Annotated in this window: 14 protein-coding genes; 13 read left to right on the forward strand and 1 reads right to left on the reverse strand. The window is 58.1% G+C overall.

Features of this window, described 5'->3' with window-relative positions:
- Positions 1-37: 37 nt before the first annotated feature.
- Positions 38-1,549 carry an IS66 family transposase gene (locus H8F25_RS12665; RefSeq protein ID WP_197210249.1) on the reverse strand — a complete coding sequence of 504 codons (1,512 nt, stop codon included), beginning with the start codon at positions 1,547-1,549 and terminating at the stop codon, positions 38-40.
- On the opposite strand from H8F25_RS12665, the gene H8F25_RS12670 reads away from it, so the two are divergent.
- From H8F25_RS12670 to H8F25_RS18200, 13 genes are all read left to right on the forward strand, one after another.
- Positions 1,503-5,402, forward strand: a complete 3,900-nt coding sequence (locus H8F25_RS12670; RefSeq protein ID WP_197210722.1) for an S-layer family protein — start codon at positions 1,503-1,505, stop codon at positions 5,400-5,402. The genes H8F25_RS12665 and H8F25_RS12670 overlap by 47 nt on opposite strands.
- Positions 5,403-5,453: 51 nt before the next feature.
- The gene (gene rfbF, locus H8F25_RS12675; RefSeq protein WP_197210723.1) at positions 5,454-6,233 is read left to right on the forward strand and encodes a glucose-1-phosphate cytidylyltransferase; all 780 of its coding nucleotides are present in this window, start codon (positions 5,454-5,456) and stop codon (positions 6,231-6,233) included.
- Positions 6,224-7,426 carry a CDP-glucose 4,6-dehydratase gene (rfbG, locus tag H8F25_RS12680; protein ID WP_197210724.1) on the forward strand — a complete coding sequence of 401 codons (1,203 nt, stop codon included), beginning with the start codon at positions 6,224-6,226 and terminating at the stop codon, positions 7,424-7,426. Before rfbF ends, rfbG begins: the two co-directional genes overlap by 10 nt.
- On the forward strand, positions 7,417-7,968 hold the full coding sequence (locus H8F25_RS12685) for a dTDP-4-dehydrorhamnose 3,5-epimerase family protein (RefSeq protein ID WP_197210725.1): 552 nt from the start codon (positions 7,417-7,419) through the stop codon (positions 7,966-7,968). The genes rfbG and H8F25_RS12685 overlap by 10 nt, the downstream gene beginning before the upstream one ends.
- Positions 7,968-9,215, forward strand: coding sequence for a class I SAM-dependent methyltransferase (locus H8F25_RS12690; protein WP_197210726.1), 1,248 nt, complete (start codon positions 7,968-7,970; stop codon positions 9,213-9,215). The genes H8F25_RS12685 and H8F25_RS12690 overlap by 1 nt, the downstream gene beginning before the upstream one ends.
- Before the next feature lie 3 nt (positions 9,216-9,218).
- Complete coding sequence (locus tag H8F25_RS12695) at positions 9,219-10,088, forward strand: NAD(P)-dependent oxidoreductase (protein WP_197210727.1); 870 nt, start codon at positions 9,219-9,221, stop codon at positions 10,086-10,088.
- The gene (locus H8F25_RS12700; RefSeq protein ID WP_197210728.1) at positions 10,085-10,741 is read left to right on the forward strand and encodes a hypothetical protein; all 657 of its coding nucleotides are present in this window, start codon (positions 10,085-10,087) and stop codon (positions 10,739-10,741) included. Before H8F25_RS12695 ends, H8F25_RS12700 begins: the two co-directional genes overlap by 4 nt.
- 130 nt (positions 10,742-10,871) lie before the next feature.
- Complete coding sequence (locus H8F25_RS12705) at positions 10,872-12,413, forward strand: IS5 family transposase (RefSeq protein ID WP_197210729.1); 1,542 nt, start codon at positions 10,872-10,874, stop codon at positions 12,411-12,413.
- Positions 12,414-12,554: 141 nt separating this feature from the next.
- A complete protein-coding gene (locus tag H8F25_RS12710) occupies positions 12,555-14,708 on the forward strand; it encodes a glycosyltransferase family 41 protein (RefSeq protein ID WP_197210730.1) in 2,154 nt (717 codons plus the stop codon).
- A gap of 32 nt (positions 14,709-14,740) precedes the next feature.
- Positions 14,741-15,490, forward strand: coding sequence for a class I SAM-dependent methyltransferase (locus tag H8F25_RS12715; RefSeq protein ID WP_197210731.1), 750 nt, complete (start codon positions 14,741-14,743; stop codon positions 15,488-15,490).
- Between the two features lie 378 nt (positions 15,491-15,868).
- Positions 15,869-17,398, forward strand: a complete 1,530-nt coding sequence (locus tag H8F25_RS12720; RefSeq protein ID WP_231596824.1) for an IS5 family transposase — start codon at positions 15,869-15,871, stop codon at positions 17,396-17,398.
- Positions 17,399-17,727: 329 nt separating this feature from the next.
- Complete coding sequence (locus H8F25_RS12725; protein WP_197210732.1) at positions 17,728-17,931, forward strand: DUF6447 family protein; 204 nt, start codon at positions 17,728-17,730, stop codon at positions 17,929-17,931.
- Positions 17,932-18,219: 288 nt separating this feature from the next.
- A complete protein-coding gene (locus tag H8F25_RS18200; RefSeq protein WP_370525890.1) occupies positions 18,220-18,738 on the forward strand; it encodes a DapH/DapD/GlmU-related protein in 519 nt (172 codons plus the stop codon).
- Positions 18,739-18,745 lie beyond the last annotated feature (7 nt).

Here is an 18,745-nt window from a genome sequence, read left to right on the forward strand (position 1 = left end):
GAGGGGCCATCTGTTCCTTCCACGTGTGATCGCTGCCTCAGCGATCCGGCACCAGCGATGGCATCACGCCGCCGAGGCGATGGGCAATCCAGGCCTGCTCCAGGAATTGCCAGACATCGCGGCCCTGCTGCCGCAGGGTGGCGGTGACGGTGAGCAACCGGCTGCGGCAGATGGCGCCGCCGGAGGACTGGACGCCATGGCTGATCTTGCGGTGAATCACCGATTGCCGCAGTGCCCGCTCGGCAGCGTTGTTGGTGGGCTCGATCCCTGGCGTTTCCAGAAAAGTCCAGAGCGCCTGCTTGCGCTGCAGCAACTGGCGACAGGTTCGCACCGTCTGGGCCCAGGGCGTTTGCTCGCCCCGCTCACAGCCCAGATCCACCACCCGCTGCAGCGTGGCCTCGAACGCCAAGCGGAGGGGGTGGCATCGATGCAGGAGCTGGGGCCGGTCGATCGCTCCGCTCTTCCACTGGTGCCAGTGAGCGAACAGATGCTGCTGCAGAGCCAGCATCTGGGCTCCGATCTCCCTGCTGGCGCCCTGGCGTTCAGCGATGGCCGCCAGATCCCGGATCAGGTGGGCCCAGCACAGCTGCCGCTGCTCCACGGGCAGGTGGTTGTAGGCCGAGAAGCGATCACTCACCACGATCCCTGCAAAGGTATGGCCCAGAAGCTCCATTGCCGCTGCACTTGAGCGGCTCAGGCCCTGCAGGAACACCGTAACCAGTGGTGTGACCATGACCCACTGCCAGCCGCGCCTGCCAGCAGGATTACAACCGTCGGCGTTGCCGGTGGGGGCGCCGGTTTCATCCACGTAGGCCACCGGCTGCTGCCGGGCCACCTCCAGGGCTTCCTCCACCGCCTGCTGCAGGGCTGCGCTCAGACGTGCCCGGATGGTGGCGATAGCGCCGCGGCTGATTTCCACACCCAGCAGCTGATCCAGCAGCGCCTGGGTTCGGCCGAAACTCAGGGGAAAGGCGCTGCCCAGCAGTCCCACCAGGCCGCTCAGGCGTGGGCCGTAGCGGCTGGGCTCCACATCCGCCGGCAGCTCGGCGCAGGTGCTGGTGGAGCAGCAGGGGCAGACCAGACGGTGCAGACGGTGTTCGATCACCACCGGGCTGATCGGTGGAATCTCGATCACCTGATGGCGCAGCGGCTCCGCATCCTCCCCCTGTAGCAGGGTGCCGCAGCGGCGGCAGGCGTCCGGGTGGTGCTCGAGCACCTCATCCACACGCGCGATCGGCAGCAGCTCCGGCCCTGCTCCCGGGTGCCCCTGCTGACCACCCCGCTTGCGACCAGTGCCTTTGCAGCGGGTGGGCGGCTTAAAACCCGTGCCGTCACTGGAGGGCGGCTTGGAGGAGTTGCGGGAGTTGCGGCCGATCCGCTCGCGCAGGCTGGCCAGTTCCGTCGCCAGGTCGGTGAGCTGCGCTCGGAGCTGGTCGTTCTCCTGCTGTTGTCTCTGGAGCTGTGCAAGAACCTCAAGGAAGCCAGCCCTCACGCCCACCGGAGTGGAAGCCCAGTCCGCTTCTGAAATCCCGGCCGGAGGGGTGGTCATCGCAGGAAGTCTCTGCCTGAGATGCAACCGGGATTCAAGCCGACGTCAAGGGTTCAGTCGTATCGATGTTCGCGATGAGCTGTCCCGCCCCCCTGAATGGGTACAAGGTTCTATCGGCAATGACATCATTGATGGCGATGCCGGCGACGACACGATCGATGGCGGAGCGGGCAACGACACCCTCTTCGGTGGTTCGGGCGCTGATTCGATCGATGCAGGTGCTGGTAACGACAGCGTTGATGGGGGTACCGGCAACGATACCGTGATCGGTGATGAGGGGAATGATTCCATCTTTGGCGGCGATGGGGATGACTCCATCAAGTCCGAGGAAGGATCCGACAGCGTTGATGGTGGCTCCGGCAACGACGAAATCATCGGTGGTGCCGATGATGACCAATTGTTTGGTGGCACCGGCAACGACACCATCAACGGTCTCGGTGGCGCAGACTCCATCGACGGTGGTGCCGGCAGCGACTTCATCGCTGGAGGCGCAGACAATGACACCATTGCTGCAGGTGAAGACAATGACCTTGTTCTCGGCGATTCCGGCGATGACAGCATTGCCGGTGAAGCTGGTGATGACGTCATCGAAGCCGGCAGCGGCAATGACACGGTGACCGGTGGCCTCGGCGATGACACCATCCTGGGTCAGGCTGATCACGACACCGTCGACGCCGGTGACGGTCTCGACAGCGTGATTGGTGGTGAAGGCAATGACAGCATCATTGGTGGACTGGGCTCCGACATCCTGTTCGGTGGCCTGGGTAATGACACTTTCACGGGTGATGAGGGTGATGACTCGATCGTTTCCGACGAAGGCACGGATTCGGCTCTGGGTGGCACCGGTAACGACAGCATCAGCCTTGGTGCAGATGCTGACACCCTGTTCGGTGAGGCTGGTGACGACTCCCTGAACGGCGGCGCCGGCAACGACGTCATTGAGGGTGGTGCCGGTACCGACTTCATTGACGGTGGTGAAGGCAACGACACCATCCAGGGCGGCTTCGGCAACGACACCATCCAGGGCGGCTTCGGCAACGACAACATCGATGGTGATGCTGGTAACGATGTCATTGACGCTGGTGCCGATAACGACACCATTGATGGCGGCACTGGTAACGACACCATTGAAGGTGGTCTCGGTAATGACAACATTGAGGGTGAGCTTGGCGGCGATTCCCTACTTGGTGTTGCCGGTAATGACACCATCGATGGTGGAGCTGAGGATGACACCATCGATGGTGGCCTCGATAACGATTCCATCGTTGGTGGTCTCGGCAGCGACACTATTGATGGAGGCGATGGCGACGATCGAATTTTTGGTGGTCAGCGCCTCGTCGCTTTCGGTTCTGATCTCGATTTTCTTGGTAATGACTCCATCGCCGGTGGTAATGGCAACGACACCATCGATGGCGGTGCTGGCGACGATGCGCTTGAGGGTGGTGTCGGCAACGACAGTATCCAGGGCGACGGTGGTACCGACTTCATCTCCGGTGGTGACGGCAACGACATCATTGATGGCGGTGCTGAAGATGACCTGATTCTCGGTGGATCTGGTATTGATCTCATCGTAGGTGGAAGCGGCAATGACATCATTGATGGTGAAGACGATAACGACATCATCTCTGGCGATTCAGGTGACGATGAAATCAATGGCGGCAGCGGCAACGACATCATTGATGGCGGCAGCGGCAATGACACCATTGATGGTGGCGGGCTCCTTGATTTGTTCGGCAACGACTCGATCTTCGGTGGCACCGGCAACGACACGATTAGCGGTGGTGTCTTTGGCAACGACTCGATCGACGCAGGCTCCGGTGATGACACCATTGATGGCGGACTTGGCGCAGACTCCATTTTTGGACAAGCTGGCGCCGATATCATTGTGGGCCAAGCCGGCAATGACTTCATCGATGGAGGCGGTGACAACGACGCGATCTTCGCTGGCACCGGCACCGATGTCATCTTCGGTGGTGCTGGAGACGACACCATCACTGGCGATGACGGTAGCGACACCATCTCCGGAGGTGACGACAATGACTCCATCGATGGCGGTTTCGGTGAGGACAGCATTGACGGTGGTACCGGCAATGACTCCCTCTTTGGCTTTGCCGACAGTGACTCCATCTTCGGTGGAGCCGGTAGTGACAGCATCGGTGGTCGAGCTGGCGATGATTCGATCGACGGTGGAGCCGATGACGACACCATCCAGGGCGATGACGGAGCCGATTCAATCTTCGGTTCTGCCGGCAACGACGTGATCGATAGCGGTACGCAGGACGACAGTGTCGATGCAGGCGTCGGCGATGACTCTGTCCTTGGCGATGCTGGTAACGACTCCATCTTTGGTGGAGCTGGTAGCGACACGATCGGTGGTGGTGCTGGCGATGATTCGATCGATGGCGGTTCCGGTGATGACAGCATTGACGGTGGTACCGGCAATGACTCCATCCTTGGCGATGCTGGTAACGACTCCATCTTCGGTGGAGCTGGTAGCGACACGATCGGTGGTGGAGCTGGCGCTGATTCCATCAGCGGTGGCGCCGATGACGACACCCTCCAGGGTGATGCTGGAATCGACACGATCCTTGGTGATGTTGGTAACGACTCGATCGATGCCGGCGACGACAATGACTCCGTGGTCGGTGGCCTCGGTAACGACACCATCAATGGTGGCCTCGGTAACGACACCATCACTGGCAATGATGGCAATGATTCGATTATTTCTGGCAACGGGTTTGACACTGTGAGTGGCGGCAATGGTAATGACACCATTACCGGTGCTGACGGAAGCGATAGCTTCGCTGGCGATGCTGGTAATGACACCATTGCCGGCCAAAGTGGCGCTGACACCATTTCCGGTGGTGATGGTAACGACACCATTGCTGGTGGTTTAGGCACCGACACCATCACTGGCGATGCCGGTAGCGACACGATCGCTGGCGGTGACGGCAATGATTCCATCAATGGCGATGCCGGTAGCGACACCATCACTGGCGATGCCGGAAACGACACGATCGCTGGCGGTGACGGCGATGATTCCATCGTCGGCGGTGCTGATAACGACAGCTACTCCGGTGGCGCCGGGATCGACACCTTCATCGTGAGTGAAGGAACCGACCAGATTTCTGATCTGGGACTGGGTGGCCTTAACGAGATCGTGCAGGTCTCCGCGGGTGCCACCCTCAATGCGGCCACTCTCGGAGGCAACTGGACAGCCACGGCTGCCAGCTTCAACGACGATACCGCCAACGTCAATTTGGGCGGTTTCTACCTTGATCTCACCGCTGCTACCGGCACCAAAGGTTGGTCGGTTTTCGGTACGGGCTCCAACGAACAGGCCACGGGTTCGATTTACAACGACACCATCAATGGTGTCGGCGGTAATGACACCCTCGCAGGCGGTAATGGCAATGATTCGATTACTGGCGGCACCGGTATCGACCTCTTGTCCGGTGGGATTGGCAACAACACCTTCCGCCAAGTCAATGGCGACTCCGTAAATGCGACTGCTACTGTCTTCGCTGCGACTATTGCCGACAACGACACCATCACCTTCGGTGGTGGAGTTGATTTCATTACCGATTTCAACTCCTTCACCGATCGTCTTGATGCCAATGCTGCCAGTGCCAGCAATCTTGTTGGTCAAACTGCTAACAACACAGCTCAGGGCAATTATTTCGCCTTCGGTGATTACGTTGGTCTGAACTTCATTATCGATGCCACGGGAGACGACGTTCTCTTCGTTGTTACTGCTGGTATTGACCTGAACAATGCCGTTAACTTGGGTAACACCAGTGTCGTGCTTGACGGCGCGGCGGCGAATTGGGATGCTGCCACGAACATCATCTGATCTGTTCTGTATTCTTTTCGGGTCCCCTTCGGGGGGCCCTTTTTCTTTGTTATGAAGCTCGTGATCCTTGCGGGTGGGCTTGGCACTCGCATCGCTGAAGAAACCCATCTGCGTCCTAAGCCGATGGTGGAAATTGGTGGTCGCCCTATCCTGTGGCATCTCATGAAAATCTATGCTGTCCATGGCATCACGGATTTCATTGTCTGTTGCGGCTATAAGGGCTATCTCATTAAGGAGTATTTTGCTAACTATGCCCTGCATCAGGCTGATGTCAGCATTGATTTGGGGAATGGTGAGCTCACCTTTCACCGGCGCCAAGCGGAACCTTGGAGGGTCACGTTAGTTGATACAGGCGATAGCACGATGACCGGTGGCCGCTTGAAGCGAGTTCGCGACTATCTTGGGGATGGCAGTTTTTGTCTCACTTATGGGGACGGCCTGGCCGATATTGATATCTCGGCCCAGCTTGCTTTTCATCGTGCTCACGGGCATCTGGCCACCGTGACTGCCGTCCAGCCTCCTGGTCGCTACGGTCGTCTTGATCTCGATCCGGCTGCGGTTTTGCCTGCTGTACAAGGTTTTCTGGAAAAGCCTCAGGGTGATGGCAATTGGATCAATGGTGGTTTTTTTGTCCTTGAGCCCGGCGTGCTTGATCGTATTGCTGGGGATGGTACTAGTTGGGAGGTGGAGCCACTTGGTTCGTTGGCTCAAGATGGAGAATTAATCGCGTGGCGGCATCATGGCTTTTGGCAGCCGATGGATACGCTTCGTGAAAAGCAGTTTTTGGAATCACTTTGGCAGAGCGGTAAGGCGCCTTGGAAATGTTGGTAAATCCCACGAGAGCTTCCGTTGACGTCGCTCGCCCTGATCCACTCTTTTGGCGTGGGCGTCGAGTCTTGCTCACTGGTCACAGCGGCTTTAAGGGGAGCTGGCTGACCCTCTGGTTGCTTCGTCTCGGAGCAGATGTGTACGGAGTGTCGTTGCCTCCCGATGCTTCCGTTCCGCTCTGGCAAGGTCTTGATCTGGAGTCGGCGGAGCATTTGAAAGGCCGTCTGCGGACTGCTTGGATTGACATCGCAGATGCTGATGCTCTAAACGCCTATGTGTCCGCTGTACAGCCGGAGGTGGTGTTTCATCTTGCGGCTCAGCCTTTGGTGCGTCGTGGCTACGCCGAGCCAGTGCTCACTTGGTGCACAAATGTTCTTGGCACCATCCACCTGTTGGAGGCTTTGCGACGACTTCTAAGTCCTTGTAGTTTGGTGGCTATTACTACCGACAAGGTGTATGCCAACCGTGAATGGGAGCATGGCTACCGAGAGCCCGATCCGCTTGGTGGCTATGATCCCTACAGCAGCTCTAAGGCTGCGGCTGAGCTTGCGATTGCCAGTTGGCGTGACAGTTTCTGCGGAGATGCTCCCCATCAGAAATCCGATCTGACGATCGCTTCGGTGCGCGCTGGCAATGTAATCGGTGGTGGAGACTGGTCGGCCGACCGCATCGTGCCGGATCTGATCCGTGCCCTTGCCGGCGGCTCGACCCTGCAGCTGCGCTCACCCGCCTCCACCCGCCCCTGGCAACATGTGTTGGAGCCACTGGCGGCCTATTTGTTGTTGGCCGAGCGTCTCAGCGGTCATCGCCCGACGACCCAGTCCTGCGATTCGCCTGAGCGCTTCACCACCAGCTTTAATATCGGGCCCCCGCTCAGCTCCAATCGCAGCGTGCTTGAGCTGGTGCAGGCCGCCCTTCCTCATTGGCCCGGGGCCACGGCTGACGTGGTGAAGCTTGACCCGGCGGCTGTGTCAGAGCCCCATGAGGCTTCCTTGCTGCATCTCAGTTCCGATCGCGCCCATCACCGGCTCGGCTGGCGACCCCTCTGGGATTTCAGCACCACCGTGGCCCACACCATGGCCTGGTACCACCGCCACCATCAGCTCAGTGCTGCGGGGCCGGTGCCAGCCGCGGCCCTGCAGAGCCTGTGCCTTGAGCAGATCGAAGCCTACCTGGCCTCTTCCCCATGCAGCTGAGCCCCACCTCCATCGCAGGGGTCATCGAGCTCCGCAATCCCGGCTTCGAAGACAGCCGCGGTGCCTTCCAGCGTCTGTTTGATGCTGCGGAGTGGTGCGACTGCTGGGGCGATCGGCCCGTGGGGCAGGTGAATCATTCCCGCACCACCACCGTGGGTGCCCTGCGGGGGCTGCATCTGCAGTTGCCGCCTGCTGCGGAGTCCAAGCTGGTGCGCTGCATCCGCGGCCGCGTCTTTGACGTGGCGGTGGATCTGCGTGCCGGATCCACCAGCCTGGGTCAATGGCATGGCATTGAGCTTAGTCCAGGCGGAGCCAATGCCCTTCTCATCCCGGAGGGATGCGCCCATGGCTTCCAGGTGCTGGAGGCGCCGGCCGAACTGATCTATGTGCACTCGGGTCCCTACGCGCCCGCTCATGAGTGGGCGGCCCGCTGGGACGACCCCCGTCTTGCCATAGCCTGGCCTCTGCCGGTGGCGCAGCTTTCCGCTCGCGACGCGGCTCACCCCCTGCTCCCGGACGATTTCGCCGGTCTGCCGTTCTGATGCACTGCCGCCACTGCGCCACCCCCCTGCGGCATTCCGTGATCGACCTGGGCTTCGCGCCGCCCTCCAATGCCTATCTCGCGGCGGATGGTCTGAATCGGCCGGAGATCACCTATCCCCTGCGGGTTCTGGTCTGCGATCAGTGCTGGCTCGTGCAGACCGATGACGTCACCGATGCAGACGCGCTGTTTACCCACGATTACGCCTATTTCTCCAGCACCTCCTCCAGCTGGGTGGCCCATGCTCGCGCCTACTGCGAGGCGGTGATTCCCCGCCTGGGGCTCGATTCGAGCAGCCTGGTGATCGAGGTGGCCAGCAACGATGGCTATCTGCTCCAGCACATGCAGGCCGCGGCCATTCCCTGCCTGGGCATTGAACCCACCGCCAGCACCGCTGCGGCCGCAGAGGCTTTGGGGATCCCTGTGCTGCGTGAGTTCTTCGGCGAAGCCCTGGCGCGGCGTCTGGTGACGGAGGGGCACCAGGCGGATCTGATTCTGGGTAACAACGTCTATGCCCATGTCCCTGACATCAATGATTTCACCCGTGGTTTGGCGGCGGTGCTCAAGCCAGGCGGCACGATCACACTGGAGTTTCCCCATCTGCTGCAGCTGATTGAGCACGGCCAGTTCGACACGATCTATCACGAGCATTTCTCCTATCTGTCTCTGCTGGCCGTCCAGCGCATTTTTGCGGCAGCGGGCCTGCGCCTCTTTGCGGTGGAGGAGCTCTCCACCCATGGGGGCAGCCTCAGGATCTATGGCGCCCACGCCGACGATCCCCGCCCGACCGAGGGTTCCGTGTCCGCGCTACTGGAGCGTGAACGTCAGGCTGGGCTGGATCAGCTCAGCACCTACCGCGATTTCCAGCAGCGCGCCGAGGCGACCAAACACGGCCTTCTACGCTTTCTGCTCGACGAACGGGCCGCCGGCCGGCGGGTGGTGGCCTACGGCGCTGCCGCCAAGGGCAACACCCTCCTCAATTACGCCGGGGTGGGGTCTGATCTGCTGGCACGGGTGGCTGATGGGGCTGCCGCCAAGCAGAACCACTGGATGCCTGGCAATCACATTCCGATCGTGGCGCCCGAGCAGCTCTGGGCTGACGCAGCACCGGACACCGTGCTGATCCTGCCCTGGAATCTGGCTGCAGAACTGGTGCCGCTGATCCGCGACCTGCACCGTCGGCTCGCTCCCGATGCACCCCAACCGCGGATCGTCACGGCTGTCCCCGAACTGAAGGAGCACGGCTGAGCGATGCGCTCCCTGCCACCGGCCACGGTGATTGGCGCCAGTGGTTATGTCGGCCGCGCTCTGGTCGAGGCGCTCCATCGCCGAGGCCGCACCGTGCTGGCTCCTGGCCGCGGTCAGGAGGCCGAGCTGCGCGAGGCAGCCGAGGTCGGCGATCTCTTCTACTGCGCCGGATTGACCGCTGATTACGCCCGTCAGCCGGCGGCCACCGCCGAAGCGCATCTGGGTCTGCTGTCCCGGCTCCTGGAGTGGCTGCGGCCGCGGCGGGTGGTCTACCTCTCCTCCACCCGTCTTTTCGACAGCCGGCCCGGTGAGCCTGTCAGCGACAGCACCCCGCTGCTGCTTGATCCGCTCAATCCACGCCATCTCTATGACCTCACCAAAGCCGCGGGTGAGTCACTGTGTCTGGCCATGGCTGGAGAGCGTGCGCGCATCGCCCGACTGTCCTGTATCTGGAGCGGGGAGGACGATGCCCCAGGCTTTCTGCCCGGCCTGCTGCGCCAGCTGCTGGCGCAGCAGGCCAACGGAGACGGTCCACGCCGCCTCGTGATTCCCAGTCATCCCGACCTGGCACGTCATTACATGCACCGCCAGGATCTGGTGGAGGCCTTGCTCGCCCTCGCTGAGCGCGACGAGCATCCGCCGATCACCAGCCTGACCTCCGAGCCTGAGGCCGTCACGAATGCTGCGTTGGCGGCCTGTCTGGAAAGGCTCTTTGCCGCCAAGCTCCGTTTTGCCCCGCCTCCGTCAACACCAGTTCTTCTTCCTGTGCCCCCGCGGTTGGATCTCAGCCACCAGATGCAGCTCCCGATCAGGCCGCCTCAACCACTGTTGCATCATCTGAAGGCCCTGTTCTCCACTCCTCACCATTCATGACAACGCCCGGGCTTCAGAGCAGTCTTGATCGCCATGAGCTGGGCCGCTATGTGCTGGCGCAGCTGAACAGCTTTTTCCCGGATGGGCGCTCTGCCGCAGCCTTGTTGCCTGTTGTGCCCGAAGCCCTGGAGAGGCTGCTGCCTTCATTGCTTGCCGTCAGGCTCTGGACGCCCGGTCGATTTGATCATCTGCATTCCAGTCAGTACTGCATGTTTCTGTATTGGCTGGCTCGTTGCCTCTGGCTACGTGAGGGCGAGAGGACGGTATGCAATAAGCTGTTTGGTCTCAACAAAGCTCTTAACGGCATCGATCTCTTCTACGAGATAGTCATGCCCGACGTCTTTTTTATTGGGCACTCTGTCGGCATCGTCCTTGCGAAGGCAAGCTATGGGAGTCACCTGGTTCTCTATCAGAACTGTACGGTCGGCAAGAATCACGGGCGCGCCCCTCAAATCGGTGCTGGTGTTATTCTTTATCCCCATTCGGCTGTACTTGGCGGCGCATTGATCGGTGAACGATGCGTGATTGCTCAGGGTGCCAGTGTGATCGATCGAACTGTTCCAGCCTATTCCATTGTGTTCCGATCCGCGGGGGCCGATCCTCAGCTGCGCCCCAGCCGACGGCCCTATCTGGAGGAGTATTTCCGTCTTTGACAGTGGACCCAGGTAGGGACTCCTGAAAAAGCCAGATCGACTGCAGCGCAGCTGGTTTCAGCGGTCGAGGCTCGCTAAACTGGCCTTGCAAGGGGCAATCGATGATTGCTGCAACTGTTCAACCCAGTAGATGTACCGGAAACACCATAACGGGCAGCTTTCAATCGAGGCGTTCCATCTCCCTTTTGGCGGAACATTGGACCCGGACAACCGCTGGGTGATCTTCTCCTCTCTGATGCCATGGGAAGAGCTGGAAGAAACGTATGCCCCTCAGTTCAGCCCCACGACTGGTGCCCCCGCGAAGTCTGTGAGATTGGCATTTGGTGCGCTGTTCATTAAGCAGCGCCTTGGCTTGAGCGATGAGGAAACCGTCGAGCAGATCCGAGAAAATGCATACATGCAGTATTTTTTGGGTTTTGCCGGCTACACCAGTAAATCACCATTCGACCCGTCGATGATGGTGCATTTCCGCAAGCGTTTCTCAGAGGATGACCTCAAGCGGATCAACGAACTGATTGCAGAACGCGGTAAGGCCATGGTGATCGAGGCTGTGTCGTCACGGCAAGATGACGACCACCCCGACGATCCAAGTGTTGATGCTGGAACCCAGATCTCCATTGACGATTTCGTGAAGCCAGCAGATTGGCCCGAGGACAAGAACTGGGGAACATTGACCATCGATGCCTCTTGCACGCCAGCCGACATCACCTATCCCACTGATCTGAAGCTACTCAATGAGGCGAGGGAGTCAACCGAACGAATCATTGATGATCTGCGCAGTCAGCACCCAGATCTGCGTAAGCATAAGCCTCGATATGATCGAGGCAGGGCGCGTGCTGCTTTCCTCAATGTCGCCAAGCAGAAAAAGCCACGTCGTCGCAAAACAAAAGCCGCAATACGCCGCCAGCTCGACTACCTGCAGCGCAATCTTGATGCCATCGATGCCCTGATCGCCTCTGGCGCAAGCCTTTCGGGTCTCAAGACGCATTGGTGGAAGAAGCTTCTCGTGATCAGTGAGCTGCACCGACAGCAGACGATCTTGCTGTACTCCAAGACACGCAGCATGCCCGACCGCATCGTCAACTTGATTCAGCGACATGTTCGCCCCATTGCTCGTGGCAAAGCAAGAGCCGCTTTTGAGTTTGGTGCCAAAATTAGTGTTTCCGTGCGCAATGGCTTTGCCTTCCTTCACAGGATCAGCTGGGATCCGTACAATGAGTCCGAAGACTTGATTTCACAAGCCAAGAAGTACAAGCGAGAGCATGGCTGCTACCCTGAGCGCATCTGCGCCGATCGCATCTACATCAACACTAAGAATCGAAACTTCTGTACGAGGAACAATATCCGACTATCTGGCAAACGACTTGGGAGGCCACCGAAGGATCCAGGAGTCAACGCTGTGCACAAGCAGCAGCTCAGCGCTGACCAGCGCAAGCGAAACGAGGTTGAGGGTGTCTTTGGTTCAGGGAAGCGCAAGTATTCACTTCAGTTGATCATGGCTCGCCTGCCTCAGGGTGCAGAAACGACGATCTCGATGGCATTCCTGGTGATGTGTGCCGAGAAGATCCTGAGGCTCCTCCGCCTCTTTTTTGTCGCGATTTATTCCTGGTTTTTGTGCGTTACAACGTCTTGGCTGGCTCTTGGTGGCGCCAAGAAGCATTTGCCAGTTTGAGGCAGCCGAATCGCCGGTTGCTGTAAAGCCGCGGATTCGAGCTGCCATCACCCCTGTTCGTCGGCTTGCCCCAGTGAGGCACGCGAGTCGTTTTTCAGGAGTCCCCAGTTAGAGTGTTGAACAACTCTGCCTGTTGTGAGCATGTCGGCGCGTGGTTTTGCTTCGCAGTCTCCGACGCCCCCGCCTCGAGCGCTGCAGGGGCAGAAGCCTGGTCGCCAGGTTCAGTTTGAGCAGTTACTGGCCGCCGATCAGCTGCAACCTGCCGCTGATCTGGCTGTTGATTTAATGAGCACTGATCCAACCACCAGGCTCAATGCAGACTTCGTTGCGAGTGTGATCGGTCTTCGTCAACGCCTCGGAGTTGCCGATCCAGGTCTAGCCCTGCTGGATGATTGTATTCGCGCCAATCCCGCGCATGAAGGCCTCCGCTTGCAGCGAAGTCGTCTGTTTGGGTTGAAGGCTGAGTGGCAGCAGGTGATTGAATCCTGGTATGGCTGGTTTCCAGCCTCGACGGCTTTTGCTCCTGGATTTGACAAGTTCCTAGCAGGCTATATTCAGTCTGCTGCGAAAGCCTTCAGCGAGCACCGTTATTTTGATGGTGCCCTGATTTGTTGCCGCTATCTGGCTTTTCGCTCTGATAATGCTGATTTATGGTCGAATCTTGGCATCTTTCAGACACGCCTGAGTCACTTTGGTGCCAGCGAGAAGAGCCTGCTGAATTCGATTCGCCTCAACCCGAGTCGATCGAATGTATGGAATAGCCTCGGCAACCTCTATTCCAAGACGGCGCGCCATGACAAGGCTATTGAGGCGTTCCGGAAGTCGATCGAGCTTGAACCCTCGAATCCTAACCCTTGGTCTAATCTCGCTAACGAGCATCACATCAAGGCCGAGCTTGATGAGGCCTATCGTTGCAGTGCCAAGGCCATTGAATTGAAGCCCGACTCGCCACCGAGTTTCGACCATCTCACCCGCATGCGCAGGGTCTGTGACTTTGCTGGTATCCAGAAGCAAGACTGGTTTGATGCTGCGCAAACCATGCCTGTCAATTCTATTCCGTTCACATCGCTGAACTTTCTGACGCTTGCGGAAACCCATGATCAGCATCTGAAGCTGCGTGCTGTCTATGAACGGTGGGCGCAGTGGGTCCAGAACCCTGCCTACCAAAGTCCAATCTCGCAACCCATGATTGCCCGGCTAGGCAGGGATGGTGCGCCGATACGCATCGGTTTACTCAGTGCTGATCTGCGGCAGCACTCTGTTGCCAAATTTCTGAATCCTATCGTCGACCAACTCGATCGTCACCGCTTTGAGCTGGAGGCTTTTTCCTGCTATCCGGACCCCAATGATCCTGTTCAGAAGGAATTACGTATCAAGATCCCGCAGTTTCATGATGTTGAGCGCCTGAGCCATCGCGAACTGGCCTCCCTTGTTCGTGAGCGCTCGATCGACGTTCTCATGGACCTCACTGGCTTTACGAACCACAATCGTGCGGGCGTTGTTGCTTATCGTCCTGCGCCTGTCCAGATTGGCTGGCTCGGATATCCCGGTACGACCGCTCTGGCTGATCTGGATTATCTGCTGTTGGATCAATACCTGGCTCCTGCTTCACCGGATTACATGGTTGAGAAAGCCTTGATCATGCAGGGTTCATCAGTCTGCTTTGGCTCCATGACGGAAATTGCGATTACAGAAGAGCTTCCCTGTCAACGCAATGGCCACGTATCTTTTGGCAGTCTTAATAACAGCTATAAGCTCACCCCTAAGGTTGTAGACCTCTGGGCGTCGGTCTTGCGTCAGGTCCCCAACTCAAGACTGCTCTTCTATCGGCGGGAGTTTGAGTCGCGTTTGTTGCGTGAGAACTTGTCCGCCGAGTTCGCGTCTCGCGGTGTTGATCCTTCTCGTTTGACCATGATCAATAATCGTGCACAGGGGCGTTACTTCCTGGATTGTTACAATGACATTGATCTTTCGATGGATACCTTTCCTGTGGTGGGAGGAACGACAACCTGCGATGCTCTCTGGATGGGTGTTCCAGTTGTCGGCCTCGAAGGTACGAATATTCACCAGCGCGTCTGCTCTGCAATCCTGCGCAATCTTGGTTGCCCTGAGTTGGTTGCTGTCTCCGAGGAGGAGTTTATTGCCAAGTCTGTTGCCCTGGCTCAGGATGTCCCTCGACTCATTCATTATCGCTCGACTCTGCGTGAGCAGATGCGTCAATCTGTGCTGTGTGATGCCCACGCCTTTGCGCGCAATTTTGAAGTGGCGATTACATCCGCTGTTCAGTCTGCTTAGTTGGCCTCAACCCTTCGCTCGCTTGTATCTGTATGAAGCCAAACTCTCCCCATTGGCAGCATGTCTTCGGATGGCTCGATCTTGAGGCGGCTTTCTTTACGTGTGCTTATGCAGCCGAGTTTCTGGGCGAGGGGCTCGTTTTCAACTCGCTCGAGATAGGCGTTCATCACGGCAAGTATTTTCTGGTTCTCGAGCAGCTGACGCCTCCGGACGGGGATTGTTGGGCTGTGGATGTGTTTTCGCGGCAGGATCTCAATGTGGATCACTCAGGTCGCGGCAATCAACGGATCTTTCTGCAGCATGTTGCCGATTTCGCCAAGCATCCTCAGCGCGTGAAGTCGCTGGAGCTGGATTCTCTCGATCTCGACCCAGCGCGGTTGGGTCGCCATCAATTTGGTTTGATTTCGATTGACGGTGGCCATACAGCTACGCATACGATCAACGACCTTCAGGTCGGCCAGGAGCTACTCGGCCCATATGGAATGCTCATACTTGATGACATCCTCAATCAGGACTGGCTCGGTGTCGTCTCGGGAGCGACATCCTTCTTCTCTTCACCCCTGGCGCGAAGGCTGGTTCCTTTCGCTATTGGCTTCAACAAGCTTTTCTGTTGTCACTTCTCACATTCGGATGCTGTCCTGGCCCGATTGGAGGCGGATCCGTCTGTTCTGGCTCGATACAACCTCCGGATCCGCAAGAGAACGTCTTTTTGTGGGTTTCCTATGCTTTCGCTCGGTGTCTTGGACTTGGAGCGCGACTCATCCGTCCTTCCGTCGTCTTGATCTCCGCGACAGTTCAATCGTTCCTATGGCTGTGGAAGCTTAGGTGGTCAGGAAGGTGTCTCAGTCTCATGGGATGCCGGTGTTTCATGGCAGTGCGATGAGCCCCCGGCTGCTCTCTATCATTCAGCGACTGCCTTTTGCTACATCCGAGGATCTGCAGGCTGCTTTCCCTCAGGACGCGGTCGCCTGATTCCGCTTCTTTTGCCATCCAATCTAGCAGTCTCAGCATGCTGGCATGTCGCTGCATTCCCTGGTTTTATTTAGGGCTTCCTGAATAAGGGCAGATCCACTGCAGTGCAATGGATCTCGGCAGTTTCTGACGGTAAAATGTGCGTGAACGGGCCGATCTGAGCCCAAAAGCGGTCCGGAGGTTTCCACATGTATCGGCGTGAGCATCGTTATCAGCTCTCGTTCGAAAACTTCTTCCTGCCGTTTGGCGGCAAACTCTCCGGTGATAATCGGTGGATCAAGCTGGCTGAGCTCATTCCGTGGGATGAACTGGAGGACGACTACGCGGCGCAATTCTGTAAGGGCTTTGGAGCACCGGCAAAACCCTTTCGCATGGCACTGGGTGCCTTGATCATCAAGGCCCGTCTCGGGCTCACGGATGAAGAACTGGTGGAGCAGATCAAGGAAAACCCCTATCTCCAGTTTTTCATTGGCTTGGAAGCGTTCCAGTCTTCGGCGCCGTTTGATCCATCGATGATGGTGTATTTCCGCAAGCGCTTGCCAGAAGCGATTGTGAATGACTGCAATGAACGGATTGTGCGCCACGGCCTGAAAATGATTCGCTCATCAGATCCCCAGGGCCCAGCGGATGACGACAGCAGTGGCGGATCGACCAGTCCTCCCGACCAACCAAAGCCATCCTCGCAGAAGCAGCCGAATCAGGGTTCACTCTTGATCGATGCCACCTGTGCGCCGGTGGATATCCGTCATCCCACCGATCTATCCCTGCTCAATGAAGCCAGGGAGATGACTGAGATCCTGATTGATGCGATGCATCCCCACGTCAGGGAACGCTTTGGCCACAAGCCGCGTACACACCGCAAAAAGGCGAGGCGGCAGTTTCTTGCAGTGGCCAAAAAGAAGAAGCCAAGGATCAGCAAGATCCGCAAAGCGATCAAACAGCAGCTTGGTCACCTCAAGCGGAATCTGGCAAGCGTTGACGCCCTGATCGCCTGTGGTGGCTGCCTTCTGGCCGCCGGACGGCATATCTACCGGAAGTTGCTGGTGATCAGCGAGCTGGTCCGCCAGCAGACCATTCTCTATCACGCAGACAGCAGAAGTATCCCAGATCGCATCGTCAGCCTCTGCCAGGCACATATCAGGCCGATTGTCCGCGGGAAAGCTCGTTGCAATGTTGAGTTCGGAGCCAAGATCTCAATCTCTGTCACCGGCGAGGGATTCACCTTCCTCGATCGCCTGAGTTATGACCCCTACAACGAAGGAGAAGACCTCAAGGGTCAAGCGATTTCCTATCGGCGTCGCCATGGTCACTATCCGCAGGTGATTTGTGCTGACCAGATCTACCGCACAAGATCGAACCGTGCTTTCTGCCAGCGCCATGGAATCCGTTTGAGTGGCCCGCGACTTGGACGGCCGAAGAACGATCCTGAATTGGTGGCTGCCGAGAAGCAGCAGTTCATCGATGACCAGCGCCAAAGGAATGCCGTTGAAGGCAAGATCGGCCAAGGCAAGAGGCGTTTTGGACTGGGCCTGATACGTGAGAAGCTCGCTGTGACCCAGGGTTCAACCATCGCACTCAATATTCTGGTGATGAACCTCGAGAAGCTGCTGGAGCTTCTTTTTGTTCTTTTTGCGTCCTGGCTGCAACTTCTCCTGTGCAATCAACCAGGCAAGGGGTCACCATTCGTGTGTGTGAGCACTCATCTCAGCCCCACATGAACGGCCAGTCTCCGCCTCACTCAGGCTCGGCTCTTTGACAGCTTGACCTCCCTCTCACTTTTTCAGGAAGCCCTATTTATATGGATCTTCTGTTCTCTTTGGCGCGACTGCCGTGCACATCTGTATCGTCGGTGGAATGATGTACGCCATCGGGATCAGAGGTGCGCTTATTTTCCAGTCTTCCTGCTTCGATCTGTCGCCTGCCACTCGTCGTAGAGTAGAGGCTCAGATGGCCGGTTTGCTCTCTGCTGCTCCGCTTCCTGTCTCGGTCCATAACTTGACAGATGGGCCTGTTTTAATCGAGAGTGGTGCTGTTCGTCTCTTGAGTCATGGAACAGTTGTCCCAGCCTTCCACCATTACCATCGACGGCAGGGAGTTCTCATTGGACTCTCTATCCGCCGAGGCGCGTGAACAGATCGCGCGCATCAGTGCCGCTGATCGTCGCCTTCAGGAGTTGCAGGTTGATTTCGTCATCACTCAGACTGCTCGCGCTTCATTCGCTGAGAAGTTGAAGACCCTGCTCCCTGCCTAAGCCTTGCGTTCGCGCCTGGGGCCTGGGTCCCTGGGCGCGTTCACGCTGCCCTCACGTGATGGTGGTGACTGCGCTGGTGTCACCTGCAGAGCACCATTCCATTCAATGAGCCACTTTGATCCAGATTAGCTGAGAACTCCCCTGCAGACTCGGCTTTTGATGGTGTGGGTTTCGGAGTCGCTCCCTCACTTGCGCGGCTACGGATGGATGCTCTGCTTTCTGATTCCGTCTTAACTTTGTCGCGATCCTTGGCAGGAGGTGATGATGCTGGAAGTCCATCCCACCGCAATGATCTCGTCATTGGCTGACATTGAGCCATCGTCGCGAGGATCGTTGATCTCCATTGGCGAAGATTCTGTCGTTGATAGCTTCGTCAAATTCAAGCCCGCTGGCGGCTTGGGCGCAGTTCGGATTGGCAGTCGATGTGTGATCAATTCTGGTTGCGTTATCTATACCGGAAATGGTATCTCCATTGGCGATGATGTGGCCATAGCCGCAAATTGTACCCTTGCTCCCGTTAATCATGCCTTTGAAGATGCTGATGAGCTGATTCGTAAGCAGGGTTTTCTTCCGAGTAGGGGGGGGATACGTATTGGCAATGATGTCTGGATCGGCGCTAACTGTGTCCTTCTGGATGGCGCCGTCCTGGAGGATGGTGTGGTCGTCGCCGCCGGTTCGGTTGTACGGTCCCGCCTGCACGCTTATGGCGTCTACGCCGGTACGCCCCTCCGCCTGATCAGGCAGCGTGTGCCCCGCAGCCGGTCCACCGATGGCCCTGCAGCCGGCCCCCAGCAGCCACGTCTGTAGACTGTGC

It is taken from the genome of Synechococcus sp. CBW1004 (assembly GCF_015840715.1).
GTDB lineage: Bacteria > Cyanobacteriota > Cyanobacteriia > PCC-6307 > Cyanobiaceae > Cyanobium.